Below are 17,904 nucleotides of genomic sequence, written 5' to 3' on the forward strand. Positions count from 1 at the left end.
CGGATGACAAACCGGACGGATGTCTCTAAACCTGTGCGTCCGCGAAACGGGGTCGTCGGCGCATGTTCCTGGTCATCGACAATTACGACAGCTTCACCTGGAACCTCGTCCACTATCTTGGCGAGCTCGGCGCCACGCTCAAGGTCGTGCGCAACGACAAGATCACGGTCGACGAGGTGGCGGCGATGGACCCGGAGGGGGTGATCCTCTCGCCCGGCCCCTGCACGCCCAACGAGGCCGGCATCTGCCTCGACCTGATCACGGGCTTCGACGGGCGGATGCCGATCATGGGCGTCTGCCTCGGCCATCAGGCGATCGGCCAGGCCTATGGCGGCAACGTCATTCGCGCGCCGCATCTGATGCACGGCAAGACCTCGACCATCCGTCATGACGGCCGCGGCGTGTTCCGGGGCCTCAACGCCGATTTCACCGGGACCCGCTACCATTCCCTGGTGGTCGAGCGCGCCACCATGCCGGAGGCGCTGGTTCCGGTCGCGCATTCCGACGACGGTCTGGTGATGGGCCTGATGCATCGCGAGCATCCGGTCCACGGCGTGCAGTTCCACCCCGAGTCGATCGCCTCGGAGAACGGCCACCGCATCCTGAAGAACTTCCTCGACCTGGCGCACGACTTCAACCGGACGCACCGCGCCCGGCCGGCCGCCGCCTGACCCGGCCGCGCCCGCCGCTCCGCCCCAAACGACAGACGAACCAACCGAGCACCCCATGACCGACCTGAAAGCGCTGATCGGCAAGGCCGCCACGGGCGCCACGCTGAGCCGGGAGGAGGCGCGCACCGCCTTCGACGTGATGATGTCCGGCGAGGCGACCCCGGCCCAGATCGGCGGCTTCCTGATGGCGCTCCGGGTGCGCGGCGAGACCGTCGACGAGATCACCGGCGCGGTCGAGACCATGCGCGACAAGATGCTGCGCGTCGCCGCCCCGGCGGATGCGATCGACATCGTCGGCACCGGCGGCGACGGCTCGGGCAGCTACAATGTCTCGACCTGTTCGGCCTTCGTGGCCGCCGCCTGCGGGGTGCCGGTCGCCAAGCACGGCAACCGTGCGCTGTCGTCGAAATCCGGCGCCGCCGACGTGCTGACCGCGCTCGGCGTCAAGATCGACATCGGACCGGAGCGGATCGCCGAATGCATCCGCGTCGCCGGCCTCGGTTTCATGTTCGCGCCGGCGCACCACTCGGCGATGAAGCATGTCGGCCCGGCGCGGGTCGAACTCGGCACGCGCACCATGTTCAACCTGCTCGGCCCGCTCTCCAACCCGGCCGGCGTGAAGCGGCAGATGACCGGCGTCTTCGCGCGCTCCTGGGTCGAGCCGATCGCCCGCGTGCTCGGCAATCTCGGCGCCGCGCGCGCCTGGGTGGTGAACGGCTCCGACGGGCTCGACGAGATCACCGTGACCGGCCCGACCACCATCGCCGAATGGCGCGACGGCCGGGTCGCGACCTTCGAGGTCTCGCCCGAGGATGTCGGGCTCGACCGGTCGGACCCGGCGGATCTGCGTGGCGGCGACGGCATCCAGAACGCCGAGGCGCTGCGCGCCGTGCTGGACGGCCGCAAGGGTGCCTATCGCGACATCGTGCTGATGAATGCCGGCGCGGCCCTGGTGGTCGCCGGCAAGGCGGACGGGCTGAAGGACGGCGTCGAGCGCGCCGCCCGCGCCATCGACGAGGGCGGCGCCCGCGCCCGGCTCGAAGCGCTGATCCGCGTCTCGAACGGCTGACCCGACCATGACCGACATCCTGAAGCGCATCGAAGCCTACAAGCGCGAGGAGATCGCCGCCGCCAAGGCCGCGGTGCCGGAGGCCGAGCTCAAGGCGCGCATCGCCGATGTGGAGCCGCCGCGCGGCTTCCTCGCAGCACTGCGCGCCGAGCGGGCGGCGGGCCGCTACGCGCTCATCGCCGAGATCAAGAAGGCGAGCCCGTCCAAGGGCCTGATCCGGCCGGACTTCGATCCGCCCGCGCTCGCCCGCGCCTATCGCGACGGCGGCGCCGCCTGCCTCAGCGTGCTGACGGACGCGCCCTCCTTCCAGGGCCGGCCCGACTATCTCGCCGCCGCCCGCGACGCCTCCGGCCTGCCGGCGCTGCGCAAGGATTTCCTGTTCGAGCCCTACCAGGTCACCGAGGCGCGTGCCTGGGGCGCCGACTGCATCCTGATCATCATGGCCTCGCTGGACGACGATGCAGCGGCGGCGCTCGAGGACGCGGCCTTCGCGCTCGGCATGGACGTGCTGATCGAGGTCCATGACGAGGCCGAACTCGAACGGGCGCTCAAGCTGACGAGCCCGATGGTCGGCATCAACAACCGCAACCTGAAGACCTTCGAGACGTCGCTGACCACCTCCGAGCGGCTGGCGCCCTTGGTCCCGTCCGACCGGCTGGTGGTCGGCGAAAGCGGCCTCTTCACGCCCGCCGATCTCGCCCGCCTGGACCACGTCGGCATCGGCACCTTCCTGATCGGCGAAAGCCTGATGCGCCAGGACGATGTCACGGCGGCGACGCGGACCCTGCTCGCACGCTGAGGCGAGCGGCCGGGAGCCAGGTCTAAATCAGCTGACCGGCGTGCAGCGTTCCCAGATTTCCGGATCGGCGCCCGGCTGGTCGGCCGGATAGGCATAAACCCAGTTTTCGCCGCGCAGGCGCAGGAACCGGCGCGTGCCGCCGTGCTCCTCCTTCTCGGGCACCAGATACCGGAAGGCGTGACGGCTGTAGTCGCCGGTCATGTCGGCCCCGCCGGGCGTGATGATCCGGGTGCCATCGATCTCCATGCGCCGGCCATCCTTGCGGCACCATTTGCCGTCGATGGCATCCGCCTGCGCCAGCCCGGCGCCAAGCAGCAGCGCCGCGCCCGCGCCTGAGAGAATGAGCCCGATCCGCTGCATCCCGCATCCCCCGTTACCGCAGGGTAAGACGCTATCGCGGCCCGGGTCGGCCCGGAAGACACGAAGCCGCGATCAGCCGGCGAGACGGCCGCCGTGACCCGGGTCGGGCATGCGGAAACCGCTGCCCAACGGGATCAGGTCTTCTTCAGGTTGCAGGTCTTCGCGCCACCATAGAGCTTGCCCTCCTGCCAGCAGCCGGTCGCCCGACATTCCTGCAGCTTGGGCGTGCAATGGTCTTGGACGCAGTTGAGGTCGGTCGGCGCGCGCTGCTTGCAGCGCGCCGCGCACATGGACTGGAACCCGGAACAGGACCCCGCCGCGGCGGCCGGCACCGCCGGCAGGACCGCGAGGGCGAGAAGCGCAGCAAGGATCAGGCGCATGGGTTCGGCTCCTTCGGGTGACGCAACGGAGCCTAGCCCGGCCACCCGAGGTTGGCAATTGCCACCCCGGCGATCATGAGGCGCGGGCAGCCCGGCGGACGGCATCGGGTTCGCTGGCGATGACCCGCAACAGCGTCCGCGCCGGCCCGTCCGGCTTGCGCCGACCCTGCTCCCAATCGCGCACCGTGGCGGGGGACAGACCAAATTCGGCCGCGAAGGCGTCCTGGGACATTTTCAGGCGCAACCGGATGGCCTTCACATCGATATCTTCGACGGTGACGATCCTGGCCGGCTCGGCGCGTCCTTCCGCAACCGCCAGCGCCTCACGGGCCGCCTCGACCAGGGTCTCGCCGAACTTGCTCATTGCGATCTCCCTCAAGGGAGGGCGGCCGTGGGACGCCTTTGGTTCAAACACGCATGCTGGACCGACGCATCAAACAAAAACGATGATACCCCTTACCGCCCGGCCGTGAACCCCGTGAAGCCGACATCGGGGGCGGAGGTGTTGTGGGTCGAGGGCGTCGAGCGGCCGAAGACGATCTCGGCGGCCTTGCCGGACTTGAACTCGATCACCGACTGGACCTGCACCGGAGCCCCCGGCGCGGCGCGCCACTGGGCCTCTGCGGTATCGGCATTGCCGGGGCGCACATACATCGAGCGCAGTGCCGAGAAGGGCAGCGCGCCGTCGGAAGGCGGGTCGAGCTTGACCGCGACCGCGGCGTGGCCGATGTCGAGATCGGCCAGCCGCACCGTGCCCTTGCCGCCCTTGGCGAAATCGAGCGTGAAGGTCAGCGTCTTCGGGTCGAACTCGATCGCCTTGTAGGCGACGAAGGGTCGGGTCGATTCCTCGACCGGGCCGACCAGGAAGGACGAGCCGTAGGCGACCTCGTGCATGCGGAAGGGCGGCAGCGGCCGCAGGCGCCAGTAGCCGTCCTGCGGATACATGACCAGCACCTCGTAGGGGCCGGCGACGGTCTTCTTCCAGACCTGGACCAGATGTAGGAAATTCTGCGTCAGCTTGCCGACCTTGACCGGCACCACGGTCGGGCGCCAGAAGTCCGGATAGACGACGCCCTTCACCATATACTGGTCGTCCTCGTAGAGGATCGCCGTCGGCGGAATGTAGGGCTTCACCGGCGCCGGATCGGGGCCCGGGCCGAAGGAGCAGTCGGTGAAGTCCGGCGCGGTCGAATCGCGCATCACCGTGTCGAGATAGACCGGGCTGCGCGCGATCACCGTGAAGCCGTCGACCTTGGCGCCGCCGAGCGTGTAGTAGATGTTGTCCTCCTCCGCGCATTTGGTCGCGTAGGACTTGTTCGCCACATCGACCGTGACCGTCTCGGCGCGCGCCGCGACCGGTCCGAGGACCGCCGGCAGCAACATCGCCGGCGCCATCAGAACGGCGGACAGCGTGGCACCGAAACCTTTGCGGAAGTGCGTGGCGACAAAGCTTTGCATCAACATCCTCATCTCAGGTGCGAACCGGGCAGGATCGCGTAGATATCGCCGGAATTGGCCTCGACCGGCAGGGCGTCGAGCCAGGCGCGCAACGCGTCGAGCGGGATCCAGGCGTCGTGGACGAAACGCTGGCTCTCGCCGAGGCAGGCCTCGAAGCCGTCGTAGCCGAGCGCGGCGAGCCGGTCGAGAGCCCGATGGGCGACGGGCCGCTGGATCGTGGTGAACTCGAACGAGATCGCCGGCACCGGCCGGGACAGGCCGGCCAGCACCTCGGCCTCGAAGCCCTCCACGTCGATCTTCACGAAGGCCGGCGCGCCGTGGCGGGTGATCAGCCGGTCGAGCGTGGTCAGCGGCACCGCGATCCGCTCCGACCAGACCTGCCCCTCCCAGCCGGGCGCCGCTGCGGCGGCGGCGATGAACTCGGCCGAGGCCGTCGAGATGGTCGGATTGGCGAGATTGACATGCAGGTCGACGTGGCCCTCCGCCGATCCGAGCGCGACCGGCTCGATCGCGACCGCGGCGGCGGCGCCGTAGAGCCGCGTCAGCGTGGCGACCAGGGCCGGCTGCGGCTCGACCGCGACAACCCGGCAGCCGAGGCGGCGCAGCGAGGCGATGCGGTCGCCGACATGGGCGCCGATGTCGAAGGCGAGGTCTCCGGGGCGCACGAAGCGGGCATGCAGCCGATCCATCGCCGCGTCGCGCGCCGGGTCGCCATAGTAGATGTCGAGCGACCGGCGCACCCCGGCCTCGGCGTCGGCGCCGCCCGGGCCAAGCGCTTCGCCCCCGCTCATGGCTTGGCCTTGGCGATGGCGAGCGCCGGCAGCTGCAAGCCGTCGAGTTCGGCCGGCGTCGCCACCTCCTCGGGGATCCGGCACCAGCCGGTTCGGACCATGAAGCGCCCGAAGGCCGGGCTGGAAGTCAGGACCGTCAGCGGGATGGCCAGGAGCAGGCCCAGGAACAGCGGCGTGGCGAACAGAAAGGCCCAAGGCGACAGCGTCCACAGGCCCAACCCCGCGACGGCGCCGAGCAGGGTATGGGGCCAGAAGCGGGCGGCGGCCTCGCGCCACGGCACCGCGTGGGCGTCGCGGACCTGCGCGGTCCAGCCGACCGTGCGGCCGCAGGCAACCGCAACAAGCATCATCGTGTGGCTGAGCGCGGAGATCGGCGTCAGCAGGAGGGAGAACACCGTCTCGGTCAGGAGCCCGCCGAGAAAGGCCGCCGTGCCACCAAAGCCGGCGCGCGCGGCCGGCCGGGCGAGCACGTCGAGCGCGGACATGATCTTCGGCGCGAACATGGTCACGAACAGGAGCGCGACCAGGCCGAGCGCGGGGCCGGCCGCGAGCCAGGCCTCGCCCGGAGCCGCGACATGGGCCGCAAGCAAGGCCAGAAGCCACATCGCGATGAAGGCCGGCGAGGCGGCGAACATGACCACAGCGACGACCAGCTGGAACCGGCTGGTCGGCCGGATGCCCGGCAGGCCGACGAGTTTCAGATACTGCGTGTTGCCGAGGCACCAGCGCATGTCGCGGCGGATGAACTCGATCAGGGTGGGCGGATTCTCCTCGTAGGAGCCGCCCTCCTCCGGCACCACGCGCACGTCATAGCCGGCGCGTCGCATCAGCACCGCCTCGACCTGGTCGTGGCTCATGATGTCGCCGCCGAGCGGTCCCTGGCCAGGCAGTGCCGGCAGGTGGCAATGGCGGGTGAAGGGCGCGAGCCGGATCAGCGCGTTGTGGCCCCAATAGGGTCCGCAATCGGCATGCCACCAGGCGCTGCCGAGCGTGTAGGAGCGCATGCCGAGCCGCATGCCGAACTGGAACAGACGCGCCAGCGGGCTCGCCGAGGGCAGGCCGACGGTCAGGCTCTGCAGGATGCCGAGCTTCGGGTCGGATTGGGCGATGCGCACCATGCGCAGGATGCGGTCGGCGGCCATGAAACTGTCGGCATCGAGCACCAGCGCGAATTCGGTCTCGTGGCCCCGGCGCTCGCAGAATTCGCGGATGTTGCCGGCCTTGAAACCTGGATTGGTGGCGCGGCGGCGATAGTCGAGCGCCTTGACGCGGCCCTCGAAGCGGACCCGCAGGCCTGCGAAGGCCGCCTCCTCGGCGCGGGCGACATCGGCGCGGTTGGTGTCGGACAGGACATGCAGCGCGAAATGCGCGCCGGCGCCGGCCCTGACCAGATCGTCGAGCATCAGCGCGATGTTGCGGAACACCCGCTCGCTGTCCTCGTTGCGGATGCACATCAGGATCGCGGTGTCGGCGGTGATCGGCTGGTCGTGCGAGACGGTCGCGGCCGGCGGGCAGGTCAGCGCCAGGGGATCACGGGCGAGCCGCATGATCACGAAGCCGATCAGGGCGTTCCAGAAATTTAGAAGCGACCAGGGCAGGTAGAAGCCGACCAGCACAAGGATCGCGATGTCGAGCGCACCGTAGCCGCCGGGCGCGAGCGCCGCGATGGCGAGTGCCATCATGGCGAGCCAGGAGGCGAAAACCAGGAGCCCGAAAAGAAACCGGCGCCCTCCGGCCGGGTTGGTGCTACGGCTGGCGTCGGCATCGAATTGGCCGGCGTCGGTGCTGAGGCTCATCGGTCGGATCGCCTGGATGGGGATGGGTGACAGGTCTGGCCGGCTGCGGATCCCTCGTCCCGCATGTGGCCGGTCTCCGGGGCACCGGCGATCCGATCCCACCGCCACGCGTAGACGGATCGAGAATGGACGAACCTTAGCGGAGACGGCAAGGTTACGCGAGTGGATGCCCGTCGGATGCGGCGGATCCGGGGAGACAGATGCCGAAATCGCCGTGTGACGGTCACGAATCCGTCAGTTGCCCCGCACTGGGCCGTGCCTTGTGGTTCGAGGAGATCGGCCGGGCGGCGATCCGGGCCGAGCCCCTCGCCGCGGCCGATCCGGCCACGGTGCAGGTGCGCATGCTCTATTCCGGCATCAGCCGCGGCACCGAAAGCCTCGTCTTCGCCGGCCGCGTGCCCCCCGGCGAGCATCAGCGCATGCGCGCCCCGTTCCAGGCCGGCGATTTCTGCTTTCCGGTCAAATACGGCTATGCGGCCGTCGGGCGGGTCGAGGATGGCCCCGACGACCTCGTCGGCCACACGGTCTTCTGCCTGCACCCGCACCAGGACCTGTTCCGCGTGCCCGTCGGTGCCGTCACCGTCGTGCCGGCCGCCGTGCCGCCGGCGCGCGCCGTGCTGGCCGCCAACATGGAGACCGCCCTCAACGCATTGTGGGACGGCGGCGCCGGCCCCGGCGACCGGATCGTGGTGGTCGGCGCCGGTGCGGTCGGCGCGCTGACCGCCGCGCTCGCCGGCCGGCTGCCGGGCGCGGAGGTGACGCTGGTCGATATCGATCCCACCCGCGCGACCATCGCCGCCGCGCTCGGCGTCGGCTTCGCCCTGCCGGAGGCGGCGCCGGGCGGTGCGGACATCGTCTTCCACGCCTCCGCCCGCTCCGCCGGCCTCGCCACCGCCCTGTCGCTCGCCGGCGACGAGGCGACCGTGGTCGAGATGAGCTGGTACGGCACCGCGGAGGTCTCGGTCTGCCTCGGCGGCGGCTTCCACGCCCAGAGGCTGAAGCTCGTCTCCAGCCAGGTCGGCCGCGTCGCGCCCGGCCGGCGCAGCCGCTGGGACTATCGCCGCCGTCTGGCCAAGGCGCTCGATCTCCTCGCCGACGACAGGCTCGACGTCCTCCTCGGCGACCCGATACCCTTCGACGAGGTGCCGGCGCGCCTGCCGGCCATCCTGACCGCCCCCGGCACGGCGCCCTGTCCGCTGATCCGATACCCGGCCCGCCCGTAGATCCGTCTTTCCCAGCCCTCGCGCCCGACCCCGGAGCCCGCCATGTTTGCCGTCGAAGTCCGCGATCACATCATGATCGCCCATTCGTTCCGGGGCGCCGTGTTCGGCCCGGCCCAGGCCCTGCACGGGGCGACCTTCGTGGTCGATCTCGCCTTCTTCCGCCCAGAACTGGACGAGAACGGCATCGTGGTCGACATCGGCCTCGCCCACGAGGCGCTGAAGGCGGTGCTCGGCCCGCTGACCTACCGCAATCTCGACGACCTGCCCGAATTCGCCGGCCGCAACACCACCACCGAGGTGCTGGCCCGGCACATCTTCGACGCCATGGCGGCCGCAATCGCGCGCGGCGACCTCGGCGCGGACGCCCGGGCGATCGCGAAACTGCGCGTGACCCTGCACGAGAGCCATGTCGCCCGCGCCTGGTACGAGGCGGCGCTCGGTGGCTGACGGCTTCACCTTCGCGGTCCCGGGCGATCCCGGCCTGCCGACCGGGGGCTACGGCTACGGCCGGCGCATCGCGCTCGAACTGACCGAACTTGGCCTGCGCGTCACGCCTTTGCGCCTGCCGGAGGGGTTCCCCTTCCCCGATGCCGCGGCCATCGCCGAGGCCGGCCGGCTGCTGGCAGAGGTGCCGGCGGGCGAGACCGTGCTGGTCGACGGGCTCGCGCTCGGCGTGCTGCCCGAGGCCGCCGCCGCGGTCGCCCGGCGGGGGCGGCTGGTCGCGCTGGTGCACCATCCGCTCGCCCACGAGACCGGGCATTCGGCAGAGACCGCCGCCCGGCTGGCGGCGAGCGAGCGCGCCGCATTGGCCCATGCCGACGCCGTCGTCGCCACCGGTCCCGGCACGGCCCGCAGCCTCGCCGCCGAGTACGGCGTCGCGCCCGGCCGCATCACGCTGGCCCCTCCCGGCACCGACCCGGCGCCGCCGGCCATCCCTTCGGACGACGGACCGGTGCGGCTGCTCGCGGTCGGCTCGCTGATCCCGCGCAAGGGCCATGACGACCTGATCGCCGCGCTGGCCGGCCTCGCCGATCTCGACTGGCGGCTCGACATCGTCGGTTCGGCCACGCTCGATCGCGGCCATGCCGCCACCCTGGCACAGAGGATCGAGGCCTCCGGCCTTGCCGATCGCATCCGCCTGACCGGCGCGATTCCCGCCGAGGCGGTCGCCGCCCGCTACCGCGCCGCCGATCTCTTCGTGCTGGCTTCCCGCTACGAAGGCTGGGGCATGGCCTATACGGAGGCGCTGGCCCATGGCCTTCCGGTGGTCGGAACCGGCGAGGCGGTGATGGCCGAGGCAGTGCGGCAGGCCGCCGTGCTGGTCCCGGCCGGCGATCGCCCGGCCCTTGCCGCCGCCCTGCGCGGCCTCCTCGCCGACCCCGACGCCCGCCGGGCCCGTTCGGCCGCGGCGCAGGCGGCGGCCCGCCTCCTTCCCACCTGGCGCGAGACGGCGCTGGCCGTGGCGCGCGTGATCGGACGGCCGACATGAACCAGTTCGAGACCGATTGGCTGGACCTGCGCGAGCCGGCCGACCGCCGCGCCCGCAACGGCGTCATCGCCGCCCGCCTGGCCAGCCGCTTCAAGGACGCCGACGGCCTGACGGTGGTCGATCTCGGCTGCGGCACCGGCTCGACCGCGCGCGCCATCGCCGGCCTGCTGCCCGGCCCGCAACGCTGGCGTCTGGTCGATCACGACGAGGGCCATCTCGCCCGCGCCCGCACCGCGCTCGCAGGCCTGACCGACCGCGACGGACGGGCGATCGCTCTGGAGACCTGCCGGGCCGACCTCTCCGCCGGCGTGCCGACCGCGCTTCTCGACGGCTGCGGGCTGATCGCCACCTCGGCCTTCTTCGATCTCGTCTCGCGCGGTTTCCTGGAACGGCTCGCCGCCACCGCCGCCGCCCGCGGCATCCCCCTTTACGCTGCCCTGACGGTGGACGGCCGCCTCGCCTGCGAGCCGCCCGACCCGCTCGACCGGGCCGTCTTCGACGCCTTCAACGCCCATATGGGCCGCGACAAGGGCTTCGGTCCGGCCTGCGGCCCGCGCGCGCCCGACACCGCCCTGCATGTGCTGCGCCAGCGCGGCTTCCGCGTCGAGGCCGGTCGCTCCGACTGGTCCGTCGGCGCCGACGAACCGGAATTCGCCATCCGCCTGCTCGACGGCTGGACCGCAGCCGCCGCCGAGACCGGCCTCGTCGATCCGGCCGAACTCGCCCGCTGGTCGCGCCGCCGCCACGCCGAGATCGCCGCCGGCACTGCCCGCTTCGAGGTCGGCCACCTGGATATCCTCGCGCTGCCGGACTGAGATGTTGCGGCCTTGAGCGCGGCGGCCCCGCAGTCTACGGTTCCCGCAGTTGACCGGTGGGGACTGGCATGCCGCGCTGTCTTTTTTCGACCGTGGTTGCACTGGCGGCGACATTCGTCTTCGCCACGGCCGCGATGGCCGACCGGCGCATCGCCCTGCTGATCGGGAATGCCGCCTACCGGTCGGCGCCGGCGCTGACAAATCCGCACCACGATGTGGAATTGCTGCGCAGGACGCTCGCCGACGCCGGATTCGACAATGTCAGCGTCGCCAAGGATCTGGATCTGACGGCGATAAAGCGGACCCTGCGTCAGTTCGAGGATGCGGCGCAGAACGCTGACATCGCCGTGCTCTACTATTCCGGTCATGGGCTGTCGGCCCAGGGGCAGAACTATCTGGTCCCGACCGATGCACGTCTGGCTACCGACCGGGACATCGAAGACGAGACCGTATCGCTTGACCGCGTTCTGCGCAGCCTCGACGGTGTCAGGCGCCTGAAGCTGGTTCTTCTCGATGCGTGCCGGGACAATCCGTTCCTCGCCACGATGGCGCGCCGCTCAGCCTCGCGCTCGCTGACGCGAGGCCTGGGTCGATTCGAACCGACTGCGAGCGACACCCTGGTGGGTTTCGCCACCGCCGAGGGCGAAACCGCCCAGGACGGCACCCGCGGCGCCAGTCCCTTCGCCATCGCCCTCGCACAGCATCTCGCCACGCCCGGTCTCGATGTGGAGATGGCGCTGCGAAAGGTGCGCGACGACGTCATGACGGCGACCGGCGGCGCACAGAGGCCCTTCAAGACCGGCTCGATCGGCGGTGAGGCCATCGCCTTGTCGCGGGCGGCCACGGGATCCGAATCGACGCCTAGCGCCGGCTCGTCCGGCCCCGCCACGGCCAGTCTGGCACCGGCGACGCCCGCTCCACGTAAACCGGCCCGGCGCTACCGCTCGCCAACGGGATGGTTCCAGAAGGAAGGATCCGGCTGGGTCGAGCAGCCTCCCTATGCGCCTGGTCGCAATTTTCGGTTCGAAGAACTTTTCGTGGATTCCACCTGGATCTATCTGATCGACCGCAGTCGGAAGAGCAGCCGCGGCTCGCCAATGCTTTATCGAATTCCGATTGCCGGCGGTGTGACGCAATGGTCATATCAAAATCCGATGCAATGGTCGGACGTCACCGTTGTGAGCCCGGAATAGCCGATGCCCGACTATCTGCTCAATGCCTTCGTGACGCTGTTCGTGACCGTCGACCCGCCCGGTCTGGCGCCGATCTTCATGGCCCTGACCGCCCGGCTGCAGCCGGCCGACCGGCGTGCCGTGGCGATCCGGTCGACGATCATCGCGACCGTCACGCTGTTGGTCTTCGCCGCGATCGGCGGGCCGGTCCTGGCGCTGCTCGGCATCACCGTGCCGGCCTTCCGCATCGCCGGCGGGCTCCTTTTGTTCTACATCGCCTTCGAGATGGTTTTCGCCAAGCGCAGCGAGCGCAAGTCCGAGCAGGTCGCCCGGCCCCTGTCGGAGGACGAGATCCGCCATCTCGCCGTGTTCCCGATCGCCATCCCGCTGGTCGCCGGTCCGGGCGCCATCTCGGCGACCATCCTGGCCGCCTCGCAGGCCCCCGGCCCCGTCGCACTGGCGCTGTTCCTGGGCATCATCGTGGTGGTGGTCGGGTCCTGCCTCGCCGTCTTCATGGCCGCCGACCAGTTGAACCGCCTGCTCGGCGAGACCGGCCGCGTCGTGGTCGAACGCCTGCTCGGTCTGGTCCTCGCCGCGCTCGCCGTTCAGTTCGTCGCCGACGGCATCAAGGCCATCGCCCGGCTGCCGTGAGGCAAGGCCCCGGCGATCAACCGAAGGCCGTCACCACCGTCTCGATCGGCAGGAACAAGGTCCGGCTCTCGGCCGGATATTCGATGAACTCGGCGCAGCGCAGATAGAAGCGACGGGCGGCTTCGTCCTTGGCCTGGACCAGGACCGCGCCGATGCCGATGCTCTGCGAGGCATGCGCGATGCGCCGCAGCGCATCCGCCACGAGGTCGGTGCCCAACCCGCGGCCGGCATGCTCGCGGCTGACGGCCAGCCGTCCGATCACCGAGACGGGCACCGAATCGGGGGCATTGCGCCGCAACCGGCCGGGCGCGACGGCCCGGTCGACCGCCCCGGCCGCGATGCAATAGTAGGCCACGACCCGATCGCCGACACAGACCACATAGGTGCGGGAAAAGCGGCTTTCATTCTTCAAGGCCCGCTGGCGCAGCCATTCGTTCAACGCCGGTTCGCCGCAATCGAAGCCGGACAGGTCGTGCGCCGCGGTCAGTGGAACCGGCGCCGACAGGGAGCCGTCCGGGCGCCCGGACCTGTCCGTCAGGACCGCCATGCCGGGACGCGACGCATCAGCGCGCGCAGCTTCGGCCCGGGCTCGGGGGCGCTGTCGAGCGCCCGCATGAAGGCATCGAAACGGTCGGAGTCCAGGGCGAACAGACGCTGATCGAGCAGGACATCGATCGCCTGGCGGCGTGCACTGTCGATCATGAATTCCGTGCGCGTCTTGCCCAAGACGGCGGCCGCGTCGTCGATCAGCTGGCGGGTTTCGGCACCGATGCGCAGATTGATGCTGCCCTTGGCGTCGCCCCCGGCACCCCGCGCCGCGACGGCGACCTCCGCAGGCTCCATTTCGTCGGACGATGAGAGTTGCTTTGCCATGCCCCGAGAATGGGTGGGCGTATCCACAATGTCAATACGACCGATCCGCCGTCGACGAAGCACTGTATGGCAATCCGCCCGTCTTCGACCTCGAGGGCCAGAGGGCGGATCTGTCAAATGGTGCGGGTGGAGGGACTCGAACCCCCATGCCTTGCAGCGACGGAACCTAAATCCGTTGTGTCTACCAGTTCCACCACACCCGCGGCGGCGCGCACCATAGTGAGATCGGGCCGCGCTTGGAAGCCGTCTTGCGACGATCTCGGCGCAACCCCACGGTTTACAACCAGACCCCGGCTGGCCCCTCAGACCAGCCGGCAGGCGACCGTGCCGAGGCTGCCGAAATCCATCTCGACGCGGTCGCCGCGGGCGATCGGGATCGGCACCACGCAGGTGCCGGTGGTGACGATCTCGCCGCCCTTGAGCGGGATGCCGAGGCCCGAAAGCTCGTTGGCCGCCCAGGCGAGCGCGGCGCGCGGATCGCCGAGCACGTTGAAGCCGCCACCCTCGTGCACCGGCCCGCCGACGACCCGGCCCGACACACGATGGGCGGCGAGATCGAGGTCGCGCCACAGCGCCGGCGCCTCCGGCCCAAGCACGAATTCATGCGCGCAGGCATTGTCGGCGAGGAGCTGCGCCTCGCCGGCCTTGGTGAAATCGCGGAAGCGCGAATCGGGCAGCTCGATGGCCAGATGCAGCACCGCAACTGCGTCGAGCACCTCGGCGACACCATAGGGTTCGGCCCGCGGCGGCAGGTCGCGCGCCATGCGGAAGCAGAATTCCGGCTCGGCGACCGCCATCGCGTTGGCGCCGAAGGGCACATCCGCCCCGTCCGGATGGACCCGCTCGGCCAGCAGCCGCCCGATCAGCGGACCGCCGACATTGATGTGCCGCTGCCCAGCCTCGCTGGTCGCCGCGATCTTCCAGCCGACGATCGGCCGCGCGCTCCGGGCGGCCAGCAGCGCCTGGATCCTGTAGCCGTCGCGCCGGTCCGCCGGCCGCTGCGCCTCCGGCAGCGCTTCGAAGCGCTCGCCCGCCTGCCAGGCCGCCCAGACGGTCTCCGCCGCCGCCGCCCCATCCCGCTCCATGCCGGTTCGCTCCCTCTTGCTGGTTGTTGGTGCGGAGCCTATCCGCCCCGCGGCCAGGCGCAATCCCCGCCCCGCGCGCCCACCCCGCGCGCCTGCCCCGGGAGCCGACCGCGGAGGCCGGTCGCGGCTCCGGCGCATCGCCGGCCGGCGACCGCAGCACCCGGCGGCCGGGCCGGCCGCGCGGCAATGCTCTTTCCCCCGCCCCGGCCGCGGACTAGTGTCCCCGAATCCCGACGCAGCCGCCCCGGAGGAGCGCCCCTTGACCGCCCGGCTCACCCATCTCGACGATACCGGCGCTGCCCACATGGTCGATGTCGGCGACAAGAGCGTGACCCAGCGCACGGCCGTCGCCGAAGGCCATGTGACCATGCTGCCCGAGACGCTGGCGCTGATCCGCCAGGGCCTCGCCAAGAAGGGCGACGTGATCGCGACCGCGCGCATCGCCGGCATCATGGCGGCCAAGCGCACGCACGAGCTGATCCCGCTCTGCCATCCGCTGCTGCTGACCAAGGTGGCCGTGGAGATCGAGGCCGACGAGGCGCTGCCCGGCCTCAGGATCACGGCGACCGCACGGGTCTCCGGGCAGACGGGCGTCGAGATGGAGGCGCTGACGGCAGTCTCGGTCGCCTGCCTGACGGTCTACGATATGGCCAAGGCGGTCGACCGCGGCATGGTGATCGGGGGCATCCGGCTTCTGGAGAAGTCGGGCGGCAAGTCGGGCCCCTGGCAGGCCGCCTGACCGGGCAGCGCGACGCAGGCACGACGGGGAGAACGCAGGCATGGCCGGAGGATTGCTGTCGGTGGAGGCCGCCCGGGCGCGGCTGCTCGCCGGGGTGGAACCGCTCGGCGGCGAGACGGTCGCGCTCGCCGCGGCGGCGGGCCGGGTCCTCGCCGCCGGCCTCGCCGCCACCCGCACCCAGCCGCCCTTTGCGGCCTCGGCCATGGACGGCTACGCGCTGCGGGCCGAAGACGCCGTCGCCGGCTGCCGCCTCGCCGTCATCGGAACCGCGCCGGCCGGACGCGCCTTCGAGGGCCGGCTCGGACCCGGCCAGTGCGTGCGGATCTTCACCGGCGCGCCCGTGCCGGAGGGCGCCGACACCATCCTGATCCAGGAGAATGCGCGGGTCGTCGCCGAGCGCGAGATCGAGGTCGTCGAGCCGGTCGCGACCGGCCGCCATATCCGTGCCGTCGGGCTCGACTTTCGTGCCGGCGACGTGCTCATCCCGGCCGGTACGCGGCTCGACTGGCGGACCGTCTCGCTCGCCGCCGCCATGAACCATCCGGTGCTGCCGGTGCGCCGCCGCCCCCGGGTCGCGGTGCTGGCGACCGGCGACGAACTGGTCCCGCCCGGCGCCATGCCGGGACCCGACCAGATCGTCGCCTCCAACGCCTTCGGCGTGCTGGCCATGGTCGAAGCCCAGGGCGGCCTCGGCATCGATCTCGGCATAGCCGCCGACACCGAGGCGGCGATCGCCGAGAAGATCGGCGCGGCACTGGCCGCGGAGGCCGACATCCTGGTCACGCTCGGCGGCGCCTCGGTCGGCGATCTCGACCTGGTCCAGAAGACGCTCGGCGGCGCCGGCATGGATCTCGGCTTCTGGAAGATCGCCATGCGGCCCGGCAAGCCGCTGATGTTCGGCACGCTCGGGCCGATGCGCGTGCTCGGCCTGCCCGGCAACCCGGTCTCAGGCCTCGTCTGCGCGCTCCTGTTCCTGAAGCCGCTGCTCAAGGCACTGCTCGGCCTCGCGCCGGCGATCGAAACCGAGGAACCCGCCGTGCTGGCCGCGCCACTGCCGGCGAACGACAGCCGGCAGGACTACCTGCGCGCGACCTTCGAGCCCGGCGGCACTGTGCCGCCGCATGTCCGGCCGGTCGACCTGCAGGATTCCTCGATGCTGAGCCGGCTCACCCGTGCCGATTGCCTGGTCGTGCGCGCGCCCGGCGCCGAAGCGGCGGCGGCCGGCGATGCCTGCCGAATCATCCGCTTCTGAGCAGGCCGGCCGCCGCGCGACCAACCGAGAGCCGGCTAAACAATTCGATCGGTTCGCCGGGCATCCCGGCGGCAGACCGGCAACGCGCCGATCCCGGTTCGCGCCGGTTCGCGTCCGGCCGCGCCGGTTTTGCGCCGAACGGCGCCACCATGCCGAACCACCGGCCGGGCGCGAGGGCGGGCATGCCGGCCCGGCGGGATTCGGGACCGCACATGAGCGATTTCGACCATCACGGTTTCGTTTCGATGCGTGTCTCTTTCGTTCGTGTTCCGTTTTTATCGAAAAATTAACACTTGTAGAACATCGAGGGAACGTGTAGCTTTAGTTCGTGATTTGTACCGGTCCATCAGAGTGTTCGGGCAGTCGTGACGGTCGATCGATCGTCTTCGCCGCCGCGATGCTGCCGAGGGCCGGCGGTCGGATCCGAAGGGCACGAAACCTGGAAACGAAACCGAAGGCGGCGATCGATGCTGACGCGGAAGCAATTCGAGCTCCTCATGTTCATACACGAGCGGCTGAAGGAAGCCGGCGTCCCGCCCTCCTTCGACGAGATGAAGGATGCGCTCGACCTGCGCTCGAAATCGGGCATCCATCGCCTGATCACGGCCCTTGAGGAGCGCGGCTTCATCCGGCGCCTGCCCAATCGGGCGCGCGCGCTGGAAGTCGTCCGGCTGCCGGATTCGGTCGTGCCGGGCCTTGCCAGCGCCCGCAACGCCAAGGGCTTCGCCCCCTCGGTGATCGAGGGCAGCCTCGGCAAGATGAAGCCGGTGGGGCCGGCGGAAGAGAAGGCGCAGGTCGTCTCGGTGCCGGTCATGGGCCGGATCGCCGCCGGCACGCCGATCGCCGCCATCCAGACCTACAGCCACGCGATCCCGGTGCCTCTCGACCTGATCTCGTCCGGCGACCATTTCGCGCTTGAAGTGCGCGGCGATTCCATGATCGAGGCCGGCATCCTCGACGGCGACACGGTGGTGATCAAGCGCTCGGAGAATGCCGATACCGGCGACATCGTCGTCGCGCTGGTCGACGAAGAGGAGGCGACGCTGAAGCGGCTGCGCAAGCGCGGCGCCTCGGTCGCGCTGGAAGCCGCCAATCCGGCCTACGAGACCCGCATCTTCGGCCCCGACCGGGTCAAGATCCAAGGCAAGCTGGTCGGCCTGATCCGCCGCTACTGAGCGGCGCGGCGCTCGGGCCCGGTGGCCGGAGCGGTCCTGGTGCCGGTCGAGCTGAGATCCGGGGTCCGATGTCCGGGGTCCCTGGATGGCTGGCCGTACGGTGGGG

The 17,904-nt window shown here is 70.7% G+C and carries 21 protein-coding genes and 1 tRNA gene; 12 read left to right on the top strand and 10 right to left on the bottom strand.

The window, feature by feature from the left end:
- Nucleotides 1-62: 62 nt before the first annotated feature.
- Genes KL771_RS02500 through trpC form a run of 3 tightly spaced genes read left to right on the top strand, consistent with a single transcriptional unit; the run spans nt 63 to nt 2,539 of the window.
- Nucleotides 63-671 carry an anthranilate synthase component II gene (locus tag KL771_RS02500; RefSeq protein ID WP_261966975.1) on the top strand — a complete coding sequence of 203 codons (609 nt, stop codon included), beginning with the start codon at nt 63-65 and terminating at the stop codon, nt 669-671.
- A 55-nt stretch (nt 672-726) separates the two neighbouring features.
- Nucleotides 727-1,740 carry an anthranilate phosphoribosyltransferase gene (gene trpD, locus KL771_RS02505; protein ID WP_261966976.1) on the top strand — a complete coding sequence of 338 codons (1,014 nt, stop codon included), beginning with the start codon at nt 727-729 and terminating at the stop codon, nt 1,738-1,740.
- Nucleotides 1,741-1,747: 7 nt separating this feature from the next.
- The gene (gene trpC, locus KL771_RS02510) at nt 1,748-2,539 is read left to right on the top strand and encodes an indole-3-glycerol phosphate synthase TrpC (RefSeq protein ID WP_261966977.1); all 792 of its coding nucleotides are present in this window, start codon (nt 1,748-1,750) and stop codon (nt 2,537-2,539) included.
- Nucleotides 2,540-2,566: 27 nt separating this feature from the next.
- Here trpC and KL771_RS02515 read toward each other — a convergent pair whose 3' ends face one another.
- From KL771_RS02515 to mdoH, 6 genes are all read right to left on the bottom strand, one after another.
- The gene (locus KL771_RS02515; protein WP_261966978.1) at nt 2,567-2,899 is read right to left on the bottom strand and encodes a hypothetical protein; all 333 of its coding nucleotides are present in this window, start codon (nt 2,897-2,899) and stop codon (nt 2,567-2,569) included.
- A gap of 134 nt (nt 2,900-3,033) precedes the next feature.
- Nucleotides 3,034-3,279, bottom strand: coding sequence for a hypothetical protein (locus tag KL771_RS02520; RefSeq protein ID WP_261966979.1), 246 nt, complete (start codon nt 3,277-3,279; stop codon nt 3,034-3,036).
- Between the two features lie 73 nt (nt 3,280-3,352).
- On the bottom strand, nt 3,353-3,643 hold the full coding sequence (locus KL771_RS02525; RefSeq protein ID WP_261966980.1) for a helix-turn-helix domain-containing protein: 291 nt from the start codon (nt 3,641-3,643) through the stop codon (nt 3,353-3,355).
- A 92-nt stretch (nt 3,644-3,735) separates the two neighbouring features.
- Nucleotides 3,736-4,737: a hypothetical protein gene (locus tag KL771_RS02530; RefSeq protein ID WP_261966981.1), complete on the bottom strand. Its 1,002-nt coding sequence runs from the start codon at nt 4,735-4,737 to the stop codon at nt 3,736-3,738.
- A gap of 8 nt (nt 4,738-4,745) precedes the next feature.
- Nucleotides 4,746-5,528 carry an FkbM family methyltransferase gene (locus KL771_RS02535; RefSeq protein ID WP_261966982.1) on the bottom strand — a complete coding sequence of 261 codons (783 nt, stop codon included), beginning with the start codon at nt 5,526-5,528 and terminating at the stop codon, nt 4,746-4,748.
- Complete coding sequence (mdoH, locus tag KL771_RS02540; protein WP_315901468.1) at nt 5,525-7,432, bottom strand: glucans biosynthesis glucosyltransferase MdoH; 1,908 nt, start codon at nt 7,430-7,432, stop codon at nt 5,525-5,527. The genes KL771_RS02535 and mdoH overlap by 4 nt, the downstream gene beginning before the upstream one ends.
- A 92-nt stretch (nt 7,433-7,524) precedes the next feature.
- Between mdoH and KL771_RS02545 the strand changes: the two genes are divergently transcribed.
- The 6 genes from KL771_RS02545 to KL771_RS02570 all read left to right on the top strand — a co-directional run bounded on the left by KL771_RS02545 (nt 7,525) and on the right by KL771_RS02570 (nt 12,674).
- On the top strand, nt 7,525-8,547 hold the full coding sequence (locus KL771_RS02545) for a zinc-dependent alcohol dehydrogenase (RefSeq protein ID WP_261966983.1): 1,023 nt from the start codon (nt 7,525-7,527) through the stop codon (nt 8,545-8,547).
- 42 nt (nt 8,548-8,589) lie between these two features.
- Entirely contained in the window at nt 8,590-8,994 is a 405-nt protein-coding gene (locus KL771_RS02550) for a 6-pyruvoyl trahydropterin synthase family protein (RefSeq protein ID WP_261966984.1), read from the top strand.
- Nucleotides 8,987-10,036, top strand: coding sequence for a glycosyltransferase family 4 protein (locus tag KL771_RS02555; RefSeq protein WP_261966985.1), 1,050 nt, complete (start codon nt 8,987-8,989; stop codon nt 10,034-10,036). The genes KL771_RS02550 and KL771_RS02555 overlap by 8 nt, the downstream gene beginning before the upstream one ends.
- Nucleotides 10,033-10,851, top strand: a complete 819-nt coding sequence (locus KL771_RS02560) for a hypothetical protein (protein WP_261966986.1) — start codon at nt 10,033-10,035, stop codon at nt 10,849-10,851. The genes KL771_RS02555 and KL771_RS02560 overlap by 4 nt, the downstream gene beginning before the upstream one ends.
- 68 nt (nt 10,852-10,919) lie before the next feature.
- A complete protein-coding gene (locus KL771_RS02565; protein WP_261966987.1) occupies nt 10,920-12,044 on the top strand; it encodes a caspase family protein in 1,125 nt (374 codons plus the stop codon).
- Between the two features lie 3 nt (nt 12,045-12,047).
- Nucleotides 12,048-12,674: a MarC family protein gene (locus KL771_RS02570; protein WP_261966988.1), complete on the top strand. Its 627-nt coding sequence runs from the start codon at nt 12,048-12,050 to the stop codon at nt 12,672-12,674.
- Nucleotides 12,675-12,690: 16 nt separating this feature from the next.
- On the opposite strand, the gene KL771_RS02575 is transcribed toward KL771_RS02570, so the two are convergent.
- The 4 genes from KL771_RS02575 to KL771_RS02590 all read right to left on the bottom strand — a co-directional run bounded on the left by KL771_RS02575 (nt 12,691) and on the right by KL771_RS02590 (nt 14,632).
- A complete protein-coding gene (locus KL771_RS02575; RefSeq protein WP_261966989.1) occupies nt 12,691-13,221 on the bottom strand; it encodes a GNAT family N-acetyltransferase in 531 nt (176 codons plus the stop codon).
- A complete protein-coding gene (locus KL771_RS02580; protein WP_390866515.1) occupies nt 13,209-13,547 on the bottom strand; it encodes a type II toxin-antitoxin system TacA family antitoxin in 339 nt (112 codons plus the stop codon). The genes KL771_RS02575 and KL771_RS02580 overlap by 13 nt, the downstream gene beginning before the upstream one ends.
- A gap of 118 nt (nt 13,548-13,665) precedes the next feature.
- A tRNA-Leu gene (locus tag KL771_RS02585) sits at nt 13,666-13,750 on the bottom strand.
- A gap of 99 nt (nt 13,751-13,849) precedes the next feature.
- A complete protein-coding gene (locus tag KL771_RS02590; RefSeq protein WP_261966991.1) occupies nt 13,850-14,632 on the bottom strand; it encodes a 2-keto-4-pentenoate hydratase in 783 nt (260 codons plus the stop codon).
- 259 nt (nt 14,633-14,891) lie between these two features.
- Between KL771_RS02590 and moaC the strand changes: the two genes are divergently transcribed.
- The 3 genes from moaC to lexA all read left to right on the top strand — a co-directional run bounded on the left by moaC (nt 14,892) and on the right by lexA (nt 17,798).
- The gene (gene moaC, locus KL771_RS02595) at nt 14,892-15,371 is read left to right on the top strand and encodes a cyclic pyranopterin monophosphate synthase MoaC (RefSeq protein ID WP_261966992.1); all 480 of its coding nucleotides are present in this window, start codon (nt 14,892-14,894) and stop codon (nt 15,369-15,371) included.
- A gap of 40 nt (nt 15,372-15,411) precedes the next feature.
- Nucleotides 15,412-16,623, top strand: coding sequence for a molybdopterin molybdotransferase MoeA (locus KL771_RS02600; protein ID WP_261966993.1), 1,212 nt, complete (start codon nt 15,412-15,414; stop codon nt 16,621-16,623).
- A gap of 467 nt (nt 16,624-17,090) precedes the next feature.
- On the top strand, nt 17,091-17,798 hold the full coding sequence (lexA, locus tag KL771_RS02605; RefSeq protein WP_261966994.1) for a transcriptional repressor LexA: 708 nt from the start codon (nt 17,091-17,093) through the stop codon (nt 17,796-17,798).
- Nucleotides 17,799-17,904 lie beyond the last annotated feature (106 nt).

This window comes from Prosthecodimorpha staleyi (assembly GCF_018729455.1).
GTDB lineage: Bacteria > Pseudomonadota > Alphaproteobacteria > Rhizobiales > Ancalomicrobiaceae > Prosthecodimorpha > Prosthecodimorpha staleyi.

Coding starts and splice junctions, on each gene's coding strand:
- KL771_RS02500 (WP_261966975.1), top strand. CDS start 63: ATGTTCCTGGTCATCGACAATTACGACAGCTTCACCTGGAACCTCGTC.
- trpD (WP_261966976.1), top strand. CDS start 727: ATGACCGACCTGAAAGCGCTGATCGGCAAGGCCGCCACGGGCGCCACG.
- trpC (WP_261966977.1), top strand. CDS start 1,748: ATGACCGACATCCTGAAGCGCATCGAAGCCTACAAGCGCGAGGAGATC.
- KL771_RS02515 (WP_261966978.1), bottom strand. CDS start 2,899: ATGCAGCGGATCGGGCTCATTCTCTCAGGCGCGGGCGCGGCGCTGCTG.
- KL771_RS02520 (WP_261966979.1), bottom strand. CDS start 3,279: ATGCGCCTGATCCTTGCTGCGCTTCTCGCCCTCGCGGTCCTGCCGGCG.
- KL771_RS02525 (WP_261966980.1), bottom strand. CDS start 3,643: ATGAGCAAGTTCGGCGAGACCCTGGTCGAGGCGGCCCGTGAGGCGCTG.
- KL771_RS02530 (WP_261966981.1), bottom strand. CDS start 4,737: ATGCAAAGCTTTGTCGCCACGCACTTCCGCAAAGGTTTCGGTGCCACG.
- KL771_RS02535 (WP_261966982.1), bottom strand. CDS start 5,528: ATGAGCGGGGGCGAAGCGCTTGGCCCGGGCGGCGCCGACGCCGAGGCC.
- KL771_RS02545 (WP_261966983.1), top strand. CDS start 7,525: ATGCCGAAATCGCCGTGTGACGGTCACGAATCCGTCAGTTGCCCCGCA.
- KL771_RS02550 (WP_261966984.1), top strand. CDS start 8,590: ATGTTTGCCGTCGAAGTCCGCGATCACATCATGATCGCCCATTCGTTC.
- KL771_RS02560 (WP_261966986.1), top strand. CDS start 10,033: ATGAACCAGTTCGAGACCGATTGGCTGGACCTGCGCGAGCCGGCCGAC.
- KL771_RS02565 (WP_261966987.1), top strand. CDS start 10,920: ATGCCGCGCTGTCTTTTTTCGACCGTGGTTGCACTGGCGGCGACATTC.
- KL771_RS02570 (WP_261966988.1), top strand. CDS start 12,048: ATGCCCGACTATCTGCTCAATGCCTTCGTGACGCTGTTCGTGACCGTC.
- KL771_RS02575 (WP_261966989.1), bottom strand. CDS start 13,221: ATGGCGGTCCTGACGGACAGGTCCGGGCGCCCGGACGGCTCCCTGTCG.
- KL771_RS02580 (WP_390866515.1), bottom strand. CDS start 13,547: ATGGCAAAGCAACTCTCATCGTCCGACGAAATGGAGCCTGCGGAGGTC.
- KL771_RS02590 (WP_261966991.1), bottom strand. CDS start 14,632: ATGGAGCGGGATGGGGCGGCGGCGGCGGAGACCGTCTGGGCGGCCTGG.
- KL771_RS02600 (WP_261966993.1), top strand. CDS start 15,412: ATGGCCGGAGGATTGCTGTCGGTGGAGGCCGCCCGGGCGCGGCTGCTC.
- lexA (WP_261966994.1), top strand. CDS start 17,091: ATGCTGACGCGGAAGCAATTCGAGCTCCTCATGTTCATACACGAGCGG.